Below are 18124 nucleotides of genomic sequence, written 5' to 3' on the forward strand. Positions count from 1 at the left end.
CGGCCAGGTTTTTTGCAACAGGTGAATGGGTTCAGAGCTCATGATGACAGCGGCAAAGACCGGCAGAGAAAGCGCGCGATCAGAAGACGGTGACGCCAATTCCATACTGGGTGTCGAGCCAGCAAACCCTCTCAAGCCGGTTGCGCAGTCGGACAATGCCCCTTTGGTGTCCGTCATCATGTCGAACTTCAACGGAGCTGACTATCTGGAAACGGCGGTCGCGTCCGTACTTAACCAATCCTATCCGGCGCTTGAATTGATCATTGTCGATGACGCGTCGACCGATGACAGCCCGAACCTCTTGCAAAGGCTGGCCGCATCGGACCCTCGGATCCACCCAATCGTGCTTGAGACCAACATCGGACCGGCGGGCGCACGAAACGTTGCATTGGATGCAGCAAAGGGATCGTGGATCGCGATCATGGATTCGGACGACCTGATCCACCCGCAGCGCCTGCAGCGTCTTCTAGCAACCGCAGAGGGTACTGGCGCAGATGCAATAGCCGACGATCTTCTGAGTTTTGGAGCGTCAGTCACAGCGGGGCGGACGCTGCTGGCACACGACCCGGATATGCAACCACGAAAAATCACGGCCAGTGATCTGATCCGAAGCGATACCGCAGGCGCGGGATTAACCTCTTTCGGATATCTGAAACCCGTATTCCGGCGCGAGGTTCTGGGACGGCTTCGCTATGACCAAAGGCTGCGGATCGGTGAGGACTTTGACCTGTATTGCCGCCTGCTCCTGCAAGGGATCAGCATTCTGTTGGTGCCAGATCCGACCTATCTCTATCGGCGGCGCCCGGGTTCCGTCTCGCACCGTCTGTCTGTCACCGCAGTGACTGATCTCATCGCTGCACACGACAACGTCACGCAGCGTGTCACAACAGCCCGCCGCACAGACGTGGAACTGACGCGCCTGCTGGCTCAACGGCGAACACAGCTTGAACGCGCCTTGCGCTATCAGCACCTCGTCGATGCAATCAAATCTCGCGATCTGGTGCGGTCTGTTCGCCACCTGTGGCGTCAACCGCGCCTTTTTGCAGACCTTTTCGACAGTTTGATCGATCAGTTGCGCCGAAGGAAAGCGCTTGCACCTGGGCGACCCGGCGACGCTGCAATTACCGTTGTTCTGGCGTCGCCGGAGAGGTTGGGACAGGTCGCGGCGCAGTCGGATGCCCTGCGTGTTCCCGTGGATTTTCGGCCCGGACCGGATGGATCCAATACTAGTGCGCGCCGCGCGCTGGCCCGCAAGCTTGCGGGCATCGCAAGTCAGGGGCCGGTTGATGTTGTTGCCGATGGCCTGGATGGGCTTGATGCAATGGGATACCTTCCAAACTGGCGGTCCCGGCGTCTGACCCTTTGCGAAGAACACGCCCGCACAGCCGCAATACCCTCTGACGTGGTTGTCGAGATGTCATAGACGCGTCGCGGAGGCGGGCCCGTCTGCCTGCAAGAGCAGCCGAGCCCCGTGTGTGGGCGCTGCATCCCCTGCCATCTCGTCAAGTTTGAGCTTGTCACGCCCGACCTGACGAACAACTGGCCATGCCCGGTCTATGGCGCCAAAAAGGTAGCGGATCGCGGCAACATTGCCCCGCTCGCGCCGCAGATCAAGAAACACGCGATGATCCCGCTTGCGACGAACTTCCCTGAGATGCGCTTGCATCGCCCGAGACAGCCCGGGCGGATGTGCACCCATGGCCAGATGTGCCTCGATCGCGTTTGTCAGATTTCTCAGTTCATCCGCGCCATGGTTCGCGCTCAGCGACTCAGCGCGCACAACGGCAGCGTATCCCGGTTTGTGCGTAAGGCTCATCCGCGCCCCGGCGAGCAGCATTCTGACATAGAGATCGTAATCTTCCCCAAGGCGCAGTGTGGGGTCATAGCGCAAGTCATGCTTGTCCAGAAAACGGCGAGACAGAATGGGTTTCAGAAATCCGAGTTCCCCGCGCGCGACCCCACGTCTTCGTAGATTCCCCAATACAAACGCGGTCGCGTCCAGTGGAGTGAAGCCTAATGGCATGGCTGACCAGTCCTTGGACATCACGGTCTTCAGATGTTCTGGTGTCACAAAGGCAATGTTGTCCGCAACCATCTCGCTGTTCTGGCAGGACAGCAGCGCGCTGAGACGTCGGGGCAAAAACACGTCGTCAGAATCCAGTACGGCGACAAAATCCGACGCTGCGGCATCCAGCGCTGCATTCCGTGCGGCCGCCGGGCCCTGATTGACCTTCTGCCGGATGAGGCGAACGCGCCGGTCCTTGTCTGATTCACTGTCGACAACGGCACAGGTTTCGTCATCGGAGGCGTCGTCCACAACGATGACTTCGGCTGTTTCCGGCTGCGACAGTGCGGACTGGATTGCGCGGGATACGGTGCTCTGGGCGTTGTAAGCTGCAATGGCGACGGTGACAGAAGCAGGCATCGTTTCAGATCCGATATGCGTGTCGGGACAGAGGCGGTGCATTGTCCCCAAGACATCAATAGGGCTAATGCATCCCGCAGGCTTGCCCAAGAGAAACTGATGACACCGGCCCTGCGTCAGCGTTCATTCGCCGGTCGTGCCGTCAAATAGGGCATTCACCTGAACCGTGCAAAAGATCGCTCAAAGCAGATGCCTTCAGCGCATAGCCGGTTAGCCGGCATCGCTTTCCTGCGAGACCTGCGCTGTGGATCCCGATGGGGTATCTTCTTCTGCATTCCGTGTCTTGCGGCTTCGTTCAGCGGCCATAAGAGCCACCACAACGACATATGCCACTTGCACGACAACGGCGACGACGATGACAAACAAAACCAGTTGAGAGGCTTTGAACCCGGCCGCCACACCGATGGCGGCTGATACGGCAACCGCCAAAACAAGACCAACAATGAATATTGGTAGTCGCATCCTATCCACCTGACACCCAGACCCCAATTGAAGCCTCGGTGCGCCGTACCCTTTGACGAAGCCTACAGCAAAACCCCTGCAAGCCACCACTCAATAATCGTCGCAGTTGCAGCGATTGGTGGGACAATCCGACCCGGATTGCGAAACACATACGGGAAACACCGGAAACTGCAGGAGGGGCCAGGGTGTTGATCAGGTGGAGGTAGCGCGCCTCTTTTTTTCGAGCGTGCCGTAAACCGCAACCTCGCGAAAGCCGATCAGGGCCGCAATCGCGCCAAGATGCAGCGTGCCGCGCAACAGGCTTGCATTGCGCCGCGCCGGACTTGGCGCGGTCAGCAAGGCAAACCCCATGCAGTAGAGAACCTTGGCAAACGCAAGGGGAAGCACCAGCAGATACGCGCGAAACGCATCATGCTGGCGTGCAAGGCTGCCGTGAGTCTGCCCCATTCGGAACCTGCGTTTGAACAGCCAGGACATCGTGGCACGCGCGGGTGTTACTGGTTCCTCAAGACTGGCGAAGGGTGCGAACGCCAATTGAGCCCCCTCCTCCACTGCGTCTTTGAAAAACGCCGTGTCCTCGCCACCCGAAACGCCCCTGTTGAGATCAAAACGCCGTCCTGCAAGCGCATCGCTCTCCAAATCCATGATCACGTTGCAACTGTGCCCGGCAATCGGTCGACCATCCGCCGCGAGTTCGGGATTGGTGTCATGAACGCGCAGGTCCCGCATCCACTGTGGGGCGTCGGGCGGATAGATCGCATGCACGGGCCCGACAACAATCTCGGCCTGTGAGGTCGACAGCCTGGCGATCAGTGTCGCAAGCCAATCCGGGGGTGCCAGTTCATCATCGTCGATGAACGCAAAAAAACGCATGCCATGCCGTTCAGCCTCGTCCAAAGCTGCGTTCCGGGCGATCGAGATGTTCCCGGATGGTGCAAACCGGTAGATCACTTCATGACGCGATGCAGCGGCAAAACCGTCGACAATTTCTTGCGCGCTAGGGGTGTCGTCGTTGTCGGCGACAATGATCGTGAGGCGTGTTGTGTCCGGAAACTTCTGGCGCTCAAGTGTCTGTAGGGTGTCGCGAAGCGAGGATCGCCGGTAGGTGCAAATGCCAACGGCGATGTGATCGACCGGTGTCGTGACCTTCTTACGGATATCTGAAGGCGCGTGCGCCAAGCTGGTGTCGCCAAGGCGCATAACTACCTGCCGCCAAAACCCGGCTGACCAGCCCAGATGCATGATCGCAGCAATGGGCGCTGTAGTCAGGGCACCAACATCGCGTTTGGCAATTGCGAGTGAGCCACTGGCAGTGACACAGGCAAGCATCCAGACAGCTGCAGGCAGCGCAAAGAACGGCCAGAGCGGGGCGAGACCAACCATGGCGACCATCGGAGCAACACAAATCATCACCAATTGACGCAATCGCGGTCTTTGGTGGTGCTTCAGCATGGTGCGGGCCCGGCCACGTCCAAAGTTGAAATACTGCTGAAACAGTGCTGAAAACGAAGTGCGCGGAAAGTAGTCCAACCCGGTGCGTCCCGTGAGCCAAACTCGATACCCCGCTTTGGTCAGACGCAAATCCAACTCGGCGTCCTCGTTGTGTGAAAAGGACCCGTCATAGCCGCCAACCGCCCGGAAGGCCTCGATCTGCATCAGCGCATGATGGCCATGATCTACATAGTGCCCAGGTCCGCCAACCCTGTGCGCAGACCCGCCATTCCCCAGCCGCGCGTTCTGTGTCCATGCAATAGCCCGTTGCAATGCGGTGGTGCCAACGGCCGTCATGGGGACGACGACACTGGCGGCCCCGCTTTGGCGGGCCTCGCTCAGCAGGACATCCACATAATCCTCAGGATAATCGGAATGCGCGTCCATCCGTATCAGCCAGTCCATTTCGGCCCCAAACTGTGCAACAGCGGCATTCACGCCTGCGCTTTGCAGACGCTTTGGGTTGTCCATGAGCCGAATGTCATACTGCGGCAGCGCCGCGATCAATCGTTCTACGATCTCCTGCGTTCCGTCTGTTGAACCTCCGTCCGCGACCACGAGGCGGGTCGAGGCGAACACAGCGCTCCGGCGACGAAGGAAACCTGTCAGCCCGTCTATGACACCGGCAATGTGCGGTGCTTCGTTCCATGTCGGAACCACAATCAGCACGGCGTCCTGCGATGTGTCTGGTTTCTCCCAACGGCTCCAATCGGCACCGTCGACCAGTGCATCGACCAATGCACAGGCGTCCTGCTGCGTGGCAATCCAGACCTCTTGTGGTACGGCCAATTGCGCCCGTTGCAGGCAATCCAGCGTTGCTGGCGTCACGTTACCCATCACCTTGATCACTGTTTCCGGATTGGCCTTGTCCAGGATCAGACCGAGGCCCAGATCGCTCAGACGGCGCGCAGTTTCGGTGCCGGCAAGCGCGATCGGAGGGACCCGGTTCAAACCGCTTTCATACAGGCGGTTTGGAAGAAGCCATGTCGAGTTGCGACCGGTGTCATACTGATCGACGAGCCAGGCCAGATCGACTGCCCCGTAGATATCGCTCAGATCGTCCGGATAGGCATAAGGCCCCTCGAAGGTCAGATCTGGATTGTCTGCGACAACCGAATGGAAGTCGGGCAGCGCGTCCAAGGCCGGGCGACCGCGCAGAACGACCCTGTAGCGCCCGGGATCGGACCGGGTGAGCTTGTCCAGACTGCGCAAGGAAAAACTGCACCGCAGAATTCCGAACCAACCGATGCGCAGGGGCCTGTTCAATTCGACCGGAGTGTTTTCAGCGCGTGAGGCAAGCGCGTTGCCCGTTGCGACGACCTTGTTCTCGATCAGAAGTACCGGGTTGTCGATGTGTTGAATGGACTCGAAGTACACGCGCTGAAACGCGGGCGACGAAACGATAGTCTGGTCTACATACCGACACAGTCGGCGTTCGAACCAACGCAATGCGCGGGCGCGGATGGAGCGACCGATCATCAAACGATGAATGTCGAGCACTTCGTAGATGAGTGTCACGGAGCGTTCGGCGGCCATTGCGCGGCGCAGCGGTACGGCCAGCGCCAACATCTCAAGGTTGCGACACAGGATGGCGTCCGGGGGCTGAGCTTCGGGAAAAGCCCTGCGCAATTGAAACCGCTGCTTCAGAACCGCCAGAACCCGTTGCGACATCCTGGCATTGTATGTCTGACCCAGCACCACAACGTCTTCCGGCAACGCGCCGGACCGACGCCGGAACCCTGCAATCGACACCTCGGCCCCGCCGGCCCGAAGCATATCCACGCGGCGCCAAATGGCCGTGTCATCCAGATCATGCGCAAGGTATAGGACGCGCTTCATCGATCTGGGACGCTTAGAGTGCAGCGCGAAATGCGCGTTCTGGTGCAGTCTCTGTTCGTCGTCATCGGTCGAACACCCTATCGCAGACGCCCCTGTACCGGGCAGCTAAGACAGGACAGCGGATGTTGTCAAAGCCGGCTTCTGCCACCGGCGAATCCGAGCCAGAGCGCGCGATTCCATGAGCAAGAAAACGTCAAAACGGGCAAATTGACGGCATGCTGTAAATCCGGAACGATCAACTTATGGATGACTGAAATTGCGTCACCGCCGTGACGTATCGGCGTGTTTGCTACTTTGAAAGGCACGCCTTTGGCGGGAAGTTGCTGAAATGGATGCTGCGCCTGCAAAGGGCGCGCGTGCAAGCGCTGGCTCTGCAATGTTCTCGTCGTCGGAATCACGTCGAAAAGGCGGAAAGCCCCAACACATGAGTCATCGTGACGCGCATGAAACGGTCGAAACCGTTGCCAGTGACAGTTACAGCGGCGCTGTCATGCAGGGCAGTTTTTATGCTGCGCTAAGCCAGGGCGTTACAATCGGGTGCCAGATTGGGTCCGTTCTCATCCTGTCGCGGTTGCTGATGCCATCGGATTTCGGGCTGATTGCCATGATCGGACCGCTCATAGCCTTTCTGTCGATGTTCAAGGAAATGGGCCTGTTGCAGGCGGTCGTTCAGAAACGGACGCTCACCTACGGGCAACTCAACTCTCTGTTCTGGATCAACCTGAGTGTCAGCATCGGATTGACTGTTTTGCTGGTCCTGACGGCCCCACTGATCGCCGCGTTTTTCAAGGAACCTGATCTGATCTGGCTGATCAGGGTCATGGCTCTCAACATGGTTCTGACAGCACTCGGCGCACAGCATTTCGCCCTGCTCAATCGCCGGATGAGTTTTGGCAGAATTGCAGTGAACGCGGGCGTTGTCGCGTTGTGTTCGCTTGGGACATCGATCCTGTGGGCCCTTGTATCGCCGACACCATGGGCGTTGGTGGCCGGAACCCTGGTGAGCGGGGTTGTCGGCGCGGTGCTTGTGTGGGCTTGGGTGCCGTGGCTACCATCCCGCCCCGCATTGGCACCCGGTACGGGTGACCTGCTGCGTTTTGGGGCTGGTGTGACAGGGTTTAAACTGGCGAATTTCCTGTCGCGTAATCTCGACTCGATCCTGATCGGGCGGGTTTGGGGCGGGGCCGCCTTGGGATTCTATGATCGCGCCTACAAGCTGATGTTGTTCCCTCTGAACCGGGTGGCGCAACCATTGTCTCAGGTGATGGTGCCGGTCCTGTCCCGCATGCAGGATGAGCCTCACCGGTACGCCCACGCCTATTTTCGCGTATTCGGGCTTATGCAACTTGTCATTCTGCCCGGTGTCGCGGCCCTGACCGGAATGGCCGACACGGCTGTTCCCTTCCTTCTGGGCGCGAAATGGGCTGACAGTGCCCCGATCTTTGCCGCGCTGGGCATTGCTGCGCTTGCGCAGCCACTGGCCAATCCAACCGGTTGGCTGTTTGTCAGTCAGGGCCGCACGACCGAGATGGCGTGGTGGGGGTTTGCGTCTGCGGGTATAAGCTGCGTCGCGTTTGTCTGGGGCGTCCAGTACGGCGTGTGGCAGCTGGCCATGGCCTATGCAGCGGTCACAATGCTGAAACTCTTTCCGCTTTGGATGCTCGTCACCCGAAAGGGGCCCATCGGCAGGGACAGTGTTCGCAAGCGCATTCTGCCGGTGTTCTGCGCCGGATGGGCCTCCTACGGGGCGGTTGTGCTGGTTCAGTCAATGTTACCGGATCAGGTTTTCCTGAAACTGCTGAGCGGGATTGCCGTTGGGTATGTGGTGTTTTGCGGTGCTCTGACCCTCACCGCCTATGGGCGCGAGATTCTGGCCGACGTCAAACACCTTAGCCGGATGAGCCTGCAAAAACTGCGTCAGCTCGATCCAAGGAGCCCCGCATGACCCGCTTCAAGACCCAGGCGCGCGTCCACCCGCAAAGACTTGCAACCGGAGGCTCATGAATGAAGTCGCTGAAAAAGATCAGGGCCGGGATCGGTTGGCGCGTTGCACCGGACCGGATGATCCGCCAACTGACGCCCAGACCGGACGCACATCTTGACGATGTCTACATGGATCGCGGCCTCATCCTGATTCATATCCCAAAGAATGCCGGCACCTCTGTCGAAGACGCCCTGTTCGGGTACCGCGTGCGGCACCGGACCTGGCAAGAGGTCAAGGCGATTTGCCCGCGTGCCTGGCAGAGCCTCCCCAAAATCGCGATTGTGCGCGACCCGGTGGATCGGTTCCTGTCGGCGTTCGACTACCTGAAATCCGGTGGACGCAATGAACACGATCGCATGTTCAGCGAAGAAGTGATCGGCGAAAAATCAATCGAAGCACTCCTGGATCATCTGTCCGCAAGCCGGTCTTACCGGGACACGGTCACGCAGTATTTCCACTTTCGCAGGCAAACGGATTACGTTTGCGACGGCACCACCGTCATGGTCGACCACCTGATCCCGTTCCACAGAATGGCCGAGGCTCTGGCCAATGTTGCGGGCATTGCGCACAACGCTCTGACACACGCGAACAAGACAACAGGTGAGCGAACAAAAAGAGGCAATCTGTCAACAGGTTATACGGAAAAGATCATCCGGCTCTACGCCTCTGATGCCGACTTGTTCGCCCGCGCTTGTAAAGTATGGGAGGTGGCCCAGACGCCGCATGTCGACGAGGCGCAAGTCGTCAAAGGTTTGACCGGATGAGACTGATCCTGACCACCCTCTTCTCCAACATGTCCACACGCGCAAACGGTTTGCGCCGACCAGCAGGGTATTGAACATGCGAATTCTTTTTGCAGGCGGAAACGGCTGGCTGCCCGAAGCGAGCGGCGGAACCCAGAACAGCACCGACCACCTGATCCGTCAGAGCATTGCACAGGGTCATGAATGCGCCGTTTACTGCGGCTTTTCCGGGCGCGGCGTTTTTGGATTTCGTATGCGGGCGCAGCGCAAGATCACGGGCCGCCCGTTCAGCATAGACCGTAGTCAGGGGTATGAGGTGATGCGCACATGGGAGCCTGTCGACCCCGCGCGGATTGCCGCCGCGATCAAGCGGTTCAGACCCGATGTTGTGGTGATCCAGACCCGGCATTCGGCAACTCTGGGTCATGAGTTTTCAAAACACGGCCTGCCTGTCGTGCTCTATCTGCGCAATGTCGAGTTCGATGAGAATGAAGGGGACGTAAGCGCCATCCCGAACGCCAGTTTCATTGCAAATTCGGACTTTACAGCCGGCGTTTATCATAAGGCCTATGGCATTGACTGCACGGTGATCACCCCAACGATCAACTTTGAAGAATACCACTGCGACACGACCCGGGAGTTTGCGACGCTCATCAACATCCATCCCAAGAAGGGATACGAGGTTGCGCGCGAGATGGCACGGGTCTGCCCCGACATCCCGTTCCTGTTCGTCGAAGCCTGGACATTGTGGGACGGGCTGTTCAAAGACATCATGGCCGAAATCGCCGAACTGCCAAATGTCACCTTCATGCGCCGCACTTCGGACATGTCAAAGGTCTATGGGCGCACCAAGGTTTTGCTGGCACCCAGCCAATGGGAAGAAGCCTGGGGCCGTGTTGCCTCGGAAGCGCATTGCAGCGGGATTCCGGTGATCGGATCAAACCGGGGCGGCCTGCCCCAGGCCATCGGGCCGGGTGGCATTGTGCTGCCGCATGACGCGCCGACCGACAAATGGGTGGCTGCATTGCGCCGGCTTTGGTTCGACGATGCCGCCTATGCCGAGCTTTCTCAAAAGGCACTCGCCTACGCCAAGCGCCCCGAACTCGAATTCGGCCGTCAGCACAAGGCGTTCCTGGCCGTGCTTGAACGTGCCATCGCCCAGCAGGATGTGCGGCGTTCGGCCTGAGAATGGCATCAAAACCCAATTCGGAGCGATCCATTGAAGATTTGCTTTTGCGTCTCAAGCTTTCCGGCCCTGTCTCAGACCTTTGTCACCTCTCAGGTGATCCATGCCGTGAAACAGGGTCATGAGGTGACCGTGGCCTGTAAAGTCTTCGACGACACGACGCCCCTGTCGCCCGAGCAGCAACACATCCTTCGCCAAGTGCGTATCGTGATCTGGCCGTCACCCAATCCGCAGGTCCTGAACCTGCTGCCCAACAGCTGGTTGGATCGCATTGTCGCCCGTCTGGATCGGTTGGCCTGGCGGCGTCAGATTGATGCAGACCTTGTGATTGCACATTTTGGGTATCGCGGCGCGGCGGTTGCGCGCGCGCAACGCAACTGGAAACGGCGTCCCCCGCTGGTCACGATTTATCACGGACGAGATGTCAGCGTGGAATACAGGCGAAACGCCCTGTCCCGGTTCCGCCTGTTGTTCGAGGAGGGTGATCTGCATGTGACCGTCAACGCCCCTTTTGCCCAACGCTTGGTCGAATGCGGCGCACCCGACGCACGGGTCGAAACCCGCCATCTGGGTATTCCGGTGGCTGACTATCCGTTTGAACCCGCAGACATCAAAGCGCCATTGCACCTTCTCAGCATTTGTCGGTTGGTCGAGAAAAAAGGGCTTGGAACCGCCATCGAAGCGCTTGCGTTGTTACGCGCCAGATACCCCGAGATTGAGTGGACATACGACATTGGCGGTGAAGGTCCGTTGGCAGACGATCTGCGCGCCAAAGCGATTCAGCTTGGTCTAGGGGATCATATCCATTTTCTCGGCCCCCTGTCGCATCAAGACACCCTGAGCCGCATGAGCGAAGCGGATGTCTTGCTTGTCCCGAGTTGCACGGCCGATGACGGTGATCAGGAAGGCATCCCGGTCACCCTGATGGAAGCCATGGCCTTGGGCACCCCGGTTTGCGCGACCCGGCATTCCGGCATTCCGGAACTGGTGGAACACAACGTCACCGGGTCTTTGTCGGAGGAATTGGACCCTGAGGGGCTGTGCCAGAACATCGTCGCGTTGGCCCGGGATCCGCAAAGGGCCAAAACCATGTCCGTTGCGGCACGAAAGAAGGTCGAACAGGCATTCAACGAAGACCTGCAGAATGTCCGGTTCCTGAAGCGCTGCCTCGAATTGGTCAATGACGGCGAAACGCCAGAAGCCAACCCGGCTCCAATTGGTTCTTGAGGCTCACCCGCTCGCTATTGCTTAGGAGGCAGAACCATTGGCAACACCGGATTTCATTATCGGAGGGGCTCCGAAATGTGGCACGACCTCGCTGCATCAGGTTTTGGACCAGCATCCTGGTGTCTGGATGGCAAAGAACGAGCTCTACTTTTTTGATGCGGACGATCCGATCGCGCATGGCGACTTTCTTGGGATGGATGGCGACGATCTGGCATGGCAGTCGCCCCATGATCCGGGCCTGAAGAACTGGTACCAAAACCGTTTCGCGGATGCCCCCAAGGGATGTGCTCTTGGAGAGGACACAACAACCTACCTGATGTCCGATGTGGCCGCATTTCGCATCAGGGCAGCCGCCCCACAGGTCAAAATGATCTTCATGCTGCGCGATCCGGTCGAACGCGCCTACTCACAATACTGGCATCTTGTCCGCAGCGGTCGGACCTGTTTATCCTTTGAAAAGGCGCTGAGCAATGATCCGTCGATCATTCTGGGATCGACCTATGCTCCTGCCTTGAGGCAATTCCACGAGGCGCTCGGCCGAGATCGCGTCCACGTTGTCCTGTTCGAAGAATTCAAGGCCAACCAGCAAAGCGTTATGGATGACGTTGCCGCTTTTCTGGATCTGGACCCCATGCCCCTGGAAAAAGTCGAAACCTGGCACAACCGGACCAGATACCCGCCTCGGATCAAGACATTGCTGCGGCTGAACCATATTGGCCGGATACTGGTTCGGTACAGGTATGCGCGACATTTCGGCGGGAATAGCGGTGTCATGGCCCGTGTTGGCCACAAAGCTTACCGGCGCTGGTTTCGCTTTGTGGACAACCGTATCCTGACCCGGGACAAGCCGCCGTCTAACATGCGGGCAAAAACGCGTGCGTATCTCAGCCAGCACCTCTCGGACAGAAATGCGGGGCTTTCGGATCTCCTTGAAAAGGACCTCAGCCAGGTCTGGCCCGGGTTTCTGCAATAGGATTTCCATGGGCACATTGGGGGCGTTTTGACACATCCAACCCATCGCCCAGCTTTCAGCCCACGACCCCTCAGAAAATCAGGTTGAGCATCGCCAGAGAAACAACCAGGAAAAGTATCGTCATGACCCCGCCCGACTTGACGAAATCCATGACTTTATAGCCCGCGGGTCCCATGATCAGCGCATTGACCTGATGCGTTGGAATGATGAAGCTGTTCGAGGTCGATATGGCCACGGTGAGCGCGAAGAGTGCCGGGTTGCCGCCGGCCGCAACAGCAATCGATACAGCCAGCGGAACGAGCAAAACCGTGGCTCCGACATTCGACATCACAAGCGAAAATGCGGTGGCCAGAATGGCAACACCTGCCTGCAACGACCAGATCGGCCATCCGTCCAGAATGGTCATGATTTGCTGGGCGATCCACGCTGCGGTGCCCGTATTCTGAACCGCCTGACCCAGCGGAATGAGGCAAGCCAGCAAAAACACGGTGTTCCACCCAACGGCCCGGTAGGCCTCGTCCACGCTGAGCACGCGGGTCAGCATCATTCCGGCAGCACCCGTCAACAGGCAAAGGGAAAGCCTCACGTCGGTGAACAGTATCAGCGACAGAGAAATGGCAAAAAACGCCAGTGCCCAGCCGACTTTCTTGGGGCGCAACTCATCCTGCGGGAAATCCGTCGTGACGACGACAAAATCCGGGTCGCGCTTGATCCGCATCAGGTTGTCCCAGCGGGTATGAGCGACAAGCATGTCGCCGGCGTGGAAATTTTCCAGCCCTATCTGGGTGGATTCATGGGTGTCTGTCTCGACATGGCTCAGCGTTTCTTCACCACGATGAATTGCCAGCAACGACATGCCGTAGGTCTTGCGGAACAGCAGCTCGCGCGGGCACTTGCCGATGAGCTTGCTGTCCGGAGTGATGACAACTTCGGCAATACCGGCATTGGTCGGGGCGAATTCTTCAACGAAGATGTCCAGATCCGGCAAGACCGTCAGACCAAATTTGCTGGCGAACTCTTCCACAACCCAGCGTCGACCGATGATTGCCAGCCTGCATGGCGCCGCAATTTCGGCCGTCAAAACCTGAACCATCGACGTCTTTCCGCGATAGAAAGTCGAAATGATGTACAGGTGGTTTTCGTGATTGATATCGGCCAGAATCTGTCCGACCAAAGGGCTGTCTTCGGGCACGATCACTTCGAACACATCGGCCTTCAGCCCGTAAACACGTTGCAGGTATTCTTGGGTCCCCTGCCCCGTTCCAGTGTTCTCAGACCCGGCATCACCCGGCAGAACCCACCGGCCCAGCAACAGAAAATAACAAATCCCCGTCAGGATCAGGGCGGCGCCGATGGGCGTGACCGAAAACAGGCCAAAGGGCTCCATTTTCTGACCGTCGGGCAGGCCCTCGTTGGCCGTCAGGATCAGGTCGTTCAGGAGGATCAAGGGCGACGATCCGACCATTGTCATGGTGCCGCCCAAAATCGCGCAAAAGCCCATTGGCATCAGCAGGCGAGACAGCGAAATGCCGGATCTTGAGGATATCCGGCTGACGACCGGCAGAAACAGAGCGGCCGCGCCGACGTTCTGCATGAACGAAGAAATGACACCGACAGTGCCCGACACAATGGGAAGCACCCGGTTCTCGGCCGTCCCGCCATATTTCAGAATGACCGCCGCGACCTTGTTCATGATACCCGTCTTGTCCAGACCGGCACCGACGATCATCACAGCGATGATCGAGATCACGGCATTGGACGCGAACCCGTCAAAGAGATGCGGGACATTGGCCAGATTTTCCAGACCCGGCGCGTAACTGAGAAGACCGACAATAACCAGAACCAGAATGGCAGAAAGGTCGATCCGCACAACTTCTGAGACAAAAAGAAATACCGTGAAAGCAAGAAGCGCGCAGACCACGCCCATCTCGAAAGTAAAGGCTAACTCTTCCACTGGTACCACCCGGATCTTTTTTTGTGAGTGTAAAAAGAACCTTTAGCCCATTGGACTTGGCTTGTCATGAAGTTTCGAAATTGAGCCAGGAAACGAAAGAATGTTGCCCTTACTCACGCGAATGCGAAGCGTGGCACCCACGCTGCAAGTTGACGTTCGCAGTCGGTGAGACGGCTTGCGGTTTCGCGACCTGCTGCCAGAGACCCGGGTCGCAAGGTTACATGGTCCCGACGCACCTTGAGAAAACGAAAGCTGGGTCTTTCAGTCTGTACCGATGATCTGACGGATGAGGCACCGCCCGTGCTGCAGTGCCCCGATCACGTCAAAAGTTGCTACTGTCGCCACCGGTTGCTCGGCACAAAGCCTGAGTTAACGGGATCGCGCTGAGAATTCACCCACAATTCCCGCCCGGGATGGATTCCTGCACCCTTGATGGCTGGGACGGCAGAATTGCGCATGCGGTTCAGCAGTCGCGTATCCGCCAGCCCGCAATTCGGGTGCACGCCACCATTTGCGGCCACCTCGGCCTCCCACTTGGCCTTGCGCGCAGCCAATATCGCAGGGTCTTCCAGAACCGGCGCGTTCAACTCGTTGACGTTCAGGTCGGCAACGATTTCGTCGCCATCTTCGATCAGCGCGATCGGCCCGCCCAGCGCAGCCTCGGGGCCGACATGGCCGATCACCAACCCCACCGAACCACCCGAGAACCGAGCATCCGTCATCAGACCGACGGTAATCCCGCGTTCGCGGCACAACGTGGTGATGCGTGAAGTCGGGTCAAGCATCTCGGGCATTCCCGGCGCGCCAGCCGGGCCCTCATAGCGAACGATGATCATGTCCCCATCTTCAAAACCCATCGGATTGGTGTCGAGCATGTCCAGCAAACCGGATTCGCCTTCAAACACACGGGCCTTGCCCCGGAACACATTGTCTTCGAGCCCCCCCTCAACTCCGGCCAGTTTCAGGATGGCGCTGAATTCGGGCGACAGGTTGCCGCCGAGCAGACGCAGGCCGCCGGTTTCCTTGAAGGGCGCTGAAACCGGGTAAATGACATCTCCGTCCGGAGCAGCGGTTTCCAGCCGTTCAACCTGTTCTGCCAGCGTCTCGCCGGTGCAGGTTGGGACATCGCCATTGACCATGCCTGCATCGATCAATTCTTTGACGATGACCTGCACGCCGCCAACGCGGTCGATGTCGACCATCGAGTAGCGGCCATAGGGGCGCGCGTCGGTCAGAACGGGAACGATCTTCTGCGACCATTCATTGAACTCTTCCGGCGTGACGATGTCGCGCCAGAAGTTGCCAAAACCTGCGGCGCGGCCAATCTCGGGCGCGTGCAGAACAACGTTGGTCGACCCCCCAATGGCCATGGCAACGATCAGCGCATTGCGCAGCGAGTCACGCCCGACAATGTCGCGGGGGCAAGTGTTGTTCTCGATCAACTTTGCGAGATATCCGACGAGCTGGGACGGAAACTCCTCCATGCGCCGGGGATCGTCCGAGGGCGGCGCCACCATGTGCAAGGGCTGCATGCCTGCAACACCAATGAAGGTCTGCATCGTATTGTAAGTGAAAATACCGCCGCAGGACCCGTAGCCCGGACAGGCCAGACAGGCGATGCGTTTGCGGTACTCGGCGTCTTCGTTTCCAGCAACCTGATAGGCCGAAATAATATCGATGCGCTCATTGGAGTCCGGGTCGCGGGCGGGATGGATCGACCCGTCCGACATCATGATCGCCGGTTGATTGTGTTCCAGCAGGGCCGCAAGCGTACCGACCGGAGGCTTGTCGCAGGCCACAACCGCAATCGTTCCAGCGAGGCCCGAAGCCGAAAGGTGCTCGCAAAACCCGTCATTGGTGACCTCGCGTCCGATCAGCGAATATCGCATCTCTTTCGTGCCGTTGCGGATGCCGTCCGACGTCGCGACAGAGTATTCGGGCTGAACGAGACGCATGGCGATCTTCCCGGGTTCTTTCCCAATCCGATCCCGCAGCGTGGCATGGATGGCCTCGACCTTGGGCTGGACGCCAAGATAACACTGACTGTCTCCCTTGGTGCCGACAACGCCGATGGACGGTGCATGGATCAGATCCATGTCGGTGCCAAGTTCGCGAGCAATTCCATAAGCCTGAGAGTTGCGGCCGGGGTGTTCATCGAGAAGTACGGGGTTCTTGGGCATGCTGTCTTTCCAGATTTGTCGCCCGCCACATTCCAGATCACAAGCCGGGACAGAAGCGGTCATTCATTCGATGGCGTTTTGCGTTATAGAGCAGGTTTTTCTATAGGATAGAAGCCCCGGCAGGTCGCCTTGTCAAAAGGTCCCAGCTTCTTTTGGGCAGTGGCTTGAGGCCCGGACGCTCGCCGCCCGAACAGACCACCGGGTCCGCTGACAGGTTTCAAACAGCGGTGTTGGCGGCAACCAAGTTTCGAGCGACCTTTGGTCCAGTTGTGCCGGAAAACTGCGCGGCCACCGCTCGCCCAAAAAAATCTCAACATATTAAAGATTTAATCTCTATGCTGGCCTGATCGCGTTATTATGGTAGTTTGAAGCTCCCACAAGGCACTGATTTTAATGGTTGGGACTAAAGACAAAGAACTTACGTTGCGAGTTGCGGTGATTGCCTTTGCAGATGTGGCCAATTACTCCCGTCGCATTCGTGAAGACCTGGAGGGGACAGTTCAGGCATGGACGACCCTGCGCCAACAGGTCATCTATCCTACCGTCGAAGCTGCATCAGGCCGCGTGATCAACGAGGCGGGCGATGCAGCCCTGATCGAGTTTCCAAGTGTTCGTACCGCCGTAAATTGGGCGCTGGATGTGCAGCGCTCGATGCGCGCGGAACGCAAATCTCATGCCGGAATGCGGCTGCGCATCAGCATCAATGTCGATGATGTCCTGGACGACGGCGAAACCATCCAGTCGGACGGGGTCGTTGTTACCTCGCGCATTCATCAGTTGGCGGCTCCGGGATCCGTCGTCGTCACGCAGTCGGTGCGCGATATCATCCGGACCCGGCCCGGCCTGACCTTTCGGGGTCTCGGGGCCCCTCAGCTCAAAAACATCGATTTCCCCATTCGGGTGTATGAGGTCGAGGATCAGAATGCGGGCGACGGACTGGTACGACCGCATGCAAACTGGTCGACCCGGCCCACCCTCGCCGTGCTGCCGTTTGAGGTTTCCGGCGATTCCATGACCCGATAAATTCGGGCTTTCGTGCGTAGTCCTTGCCAACAGCCGGCCAGATGGGCAGCCACTTAATGTAGTTGCTGAGAAACAGGGATGGATCCGATGGGAACAGGGCCCGCTGCCAGGCCTGCGGCAATCCCAGGCCATTTTTGATACCGTTGTGTTTTTCCAGAAATGCCTGCAAACGGCGCAGGTAGTTGGCCGCCACCTCGCCCAAAAGGTCCGAGTTGACTTCATCCGTCCCTTTGATCACCACCGAATAGGGCACACCAACATGCGAAACCCGCCGAGAGGGGCGGCCTGAAACGGGAAACTGCTTATCAAAGGTAAGCCAGCGTTTGTACTCTCCTTTGGGATACTTGTCATATGGGCCGGGCGGCCATGGCGGATTCTGAATAACCGGGTTCTTTGACAATGGAACGCTCCACGAAACTATCAGGCAACAAAAGATTGAACGCAGTATGCGCAGTGTAGCCGAAAACGCGCTTGGTCGATAGAAGGACCAGATTCGCGCTGTTTTGGAGGCGCAACTGTCAGGGCCAGACATCAACCCTGCATCGGCGCATCGGTAGTTTTTTGGCGTCGGCCAAAGGGCACAAGGATCCCAAATTCGACCGCCAACCTGACCGATCTGCTTAGTCCTCGGTCAAGC

12 protein-coding genes are annotated in these 18124 nt (G+C 58.4%); 7 read left to right on the forward strand and 5 right to left on the reverse strand.

All coding sequences use genetic code 11. The features are described 5' to 3' along the window. Positions 1–43 precede the first annotated feature (43 nt). Positions 44–1423 carry a glycosyltransferase family 2 protein gene (locus ACR3E0_RS13045; RefSeq protein WP_480479246.1) on the forward strand — a complete coding sequence of 460 codons (1380 nt, stop codon included), beginning with the start codon at positions 44–46 and terminating at the stop codon, positions 1421–1423. On the opposite strand, the gene ACR3E0_RS13050 is transcribed toward ACR3E0_RS13045, so the two are convergent. The 3 genes from ACR3E0_RS13050 to ACR3E0_RS13060 form a co-directional block, all read right to left on the reverse strand. After that, the gene (locus tag ACR3E0_RS13050) at positions 1418–2425 is read right to left on the reverse strand and encodes a glycosyltransferase family 2 protein (RefSeq protein WP_480479247.1); all 1008 of its coding nucleotides are present in this window, start codon (positions 2423–2425) and stop codon (positions 1418–1420) included. The genes ACR3E0_RS13045 and ACR3E0_RS13050 overlap by 6 nt on opposite strands. A gap of 210 nt (positions 2426–2635) precedes the next feature. Further along, on the reverse strand, positions 2636–2887 hold the full coding sequence (locus ACR3E0_RS13055) for a hypothetical protein (RefSeq protein ID WP_480479248.1): 252 nt from the start codon (positions 2885–2887) through the stop codon (positions 2636–2638). A gap of 192 nt (positions 2888–3079) precedes the next feature. Continuing rightward, positions 3080–6217, reverse strand: a complete 3138-nt coding sequence (locus ACR3E0_RS13060; protein ID WP_480479249.1) for a glycosyltransferase — start codon at positions 6215–6217, stop codon at positions 3080–3082. A gap of 424 nt (positions 6218–6641) precedes the next feature. On the opposite strand from ACR3E0_RS13060, the gene ACR3E0_RS13065 reads away from it, so the two are divergent. The 5 genes from ACR3E0_RS13065 to ACR3E0_RS13085 all read left to right on the forward strand — a co-directional run bounded on the left by ACR3E0_RS13065 (position 6642) and on the right by ACR3E0_RS13085 (position 12330). Beyond that, complete coding sequence (locus tag ACR3E0_RS13065) at positions 6642–8162, forward strand: lipopolysaccharide biosynthesis protein (RefSeq protein ID WP_480479250.1); 1521 nt, start codon at positions 6642–6644, stop codon at positions 8160–8162. Positions 8163–8221: 59 nt separating this feature from the next. Further along, on the forward strand, positions 8222–8965 hold the full coding sequence (locus ACR3E0_RS13070; protein WP_480479251.1) for a sulfotransferase family 2 domain-containing protein: 744 nt from the start codon (positions 8222–8224) through the stop codon (positions 8963–8965). Between the two features lie 76 nt (positions 8966–9041). Further along, positions 9042–10130, forward strand: coding sequence for a glycosyltransferase (locus ACR3E0_RS13075; protein WP_480479252.1), 1089 nt, complete (start codon positions 9042–9044; stop codon positions 10128–10130). Positions 10131–10163: 33 nt separating this feature from the next. Beyond that, complete coding sequence (locus tag ACR3E0_RS13080; protein ID WP_480479253.1) at positions 10164–11357, forward strand: glycosyltransferase; 1194 nt, start codon at positions 10164–10166, stop codon at positions 11355–11357. A 37-nt stretch (positions 11358–11394) separates the two neighbouring features. Beyond that, complete coding sequence (locus ACR3E0_RS13085) at positions 11395–12330, forward strand: sulfotransferase family protein (RefSeq protein WP_480479254.1); 936 nt, start codon at positions 11395–11397, stop codon at positions 12328–12330. Positions 12331–12400: 70 nt separating this feature from the next. On the opposite strand, the gene ACR3E0_RS13090 is transcribed toward ACR3E0_RS13085, so the two are convergent. Both ACR3E0_RS13090 and ACR3E0_RS13095 read right to left on the reverse strand, forming a co-directional pair. Continuing rightward, a complete protein-coding gene (locus tag ACR3E0_RS13090) occupies positions 12401–14257 on the reverse strand; it encodes an SLC13 family permease (protein WP_480481035.1) in 1857 nt (618 codons plus the stop codon). 359 nt (positions 14258–14616) lie between these two features. Next, complete coding sequence (locus tag ACR3E0_RS13095) at positions 14617–16527, reverse strand: dihydroxy-acid dehydratase domain-containing protein (protein WP_480479255.1); 1911 nt, start codon at positions 16525–16527, stop codon at positions 14617–14619. 330 nt (positions 16528–16857) lie between these two features. On the opposite strand from ACR3E0_RS13095, the gene ACR3E0_RS13100 reads away from it, so the two are divergent. Continuing rightward, complete coding sequence (locus ACR3E0_RS13100) at positions 16858–17487, forward strand: adenylate/guanylate cyclase domain-containing protein (RefSeq protein WP_480479256.1); 630 nt, start codon at positions 16858–16860, stop codon at positions 17485–17487. Positions 17488–18124: the final 637 nt, after the last annotated feature.

The sequence above is a fragment of the Ruegeria sp. AJ12 genome, assembly GCF_056536245.1.

Coding starts and splice junctions, on each gene's coding strand:
- ACR3E0_RS13050 (WP_480479247.1), bottom strand. CDS start 2,425: ATGCCTGCTTCTGTCACCGTCGCCATTGCAGCTTACAACGCCCAGAGC.
- ACR3E0_RS13090 (WP_480481035.1), bottom strand. CDS start 14,257: ATGGGCGTGGTCTGCGCGCTTCTTGCTTTCACGGTATTTCTTTTTGTC.
- ACR3E0_RS13045 (WP_480479246.1), top strand. CDS start 44: ATGACAGCGGCAAAGACCGGCAGAGAAAGCGCGCGATCAGAAGACGGT.
- ACR3E0_RS13065 (WP_480479250.1), top strand. CDS start 6,642: ATGAGTCATCGTGACGCGCATGAAACGGTCGAAACCGTTGCCAGTGAC.
- ACR3E0_RS13070 (WP_480479251.1), top strand. CDS start 8,222: ATGAAGTCGCTGAAAAAGATCAGGGCCGGGATCGGTTGGCGCGTTGCA.
- ACR3E0_RS13060 (WP_480479249.1), bottom strand. CDS start 6,217: ATGAAGCGCGTCCTATACCTTGCGCATGATCTGGATGACACGGCCATT.
- ACR3E0_RS13095 (WP_480479255.1), bottom strand. CDS start 16,527: ATGACCGCTTCTGTCCCGGCTTGTGATCTGGAATGTGGCGGGCGACAA.
- ACR3E0_RS13075 (WP_480479252.1), top strand. CDS start 9,042: ATGCGAATTCTTTTTGCAGGCGGAAACGGCTGGCTGCCCGAAGCGAGC.
- ACR3E0_RS13100 (WP_480479256.1), top strand. CDS start 16,858: ATGGTTGGGACTAAAGACAAAGAACTTACGTTGCGAGTTGCGGTGATT.
- ACR3E0_RS13055 (WP_480479248.1), bottom strand. CDS start 2,887: ATGCGACTACCAATATTCATTGTTGGTCTTGTTTTGGCGGTTGCCGTA.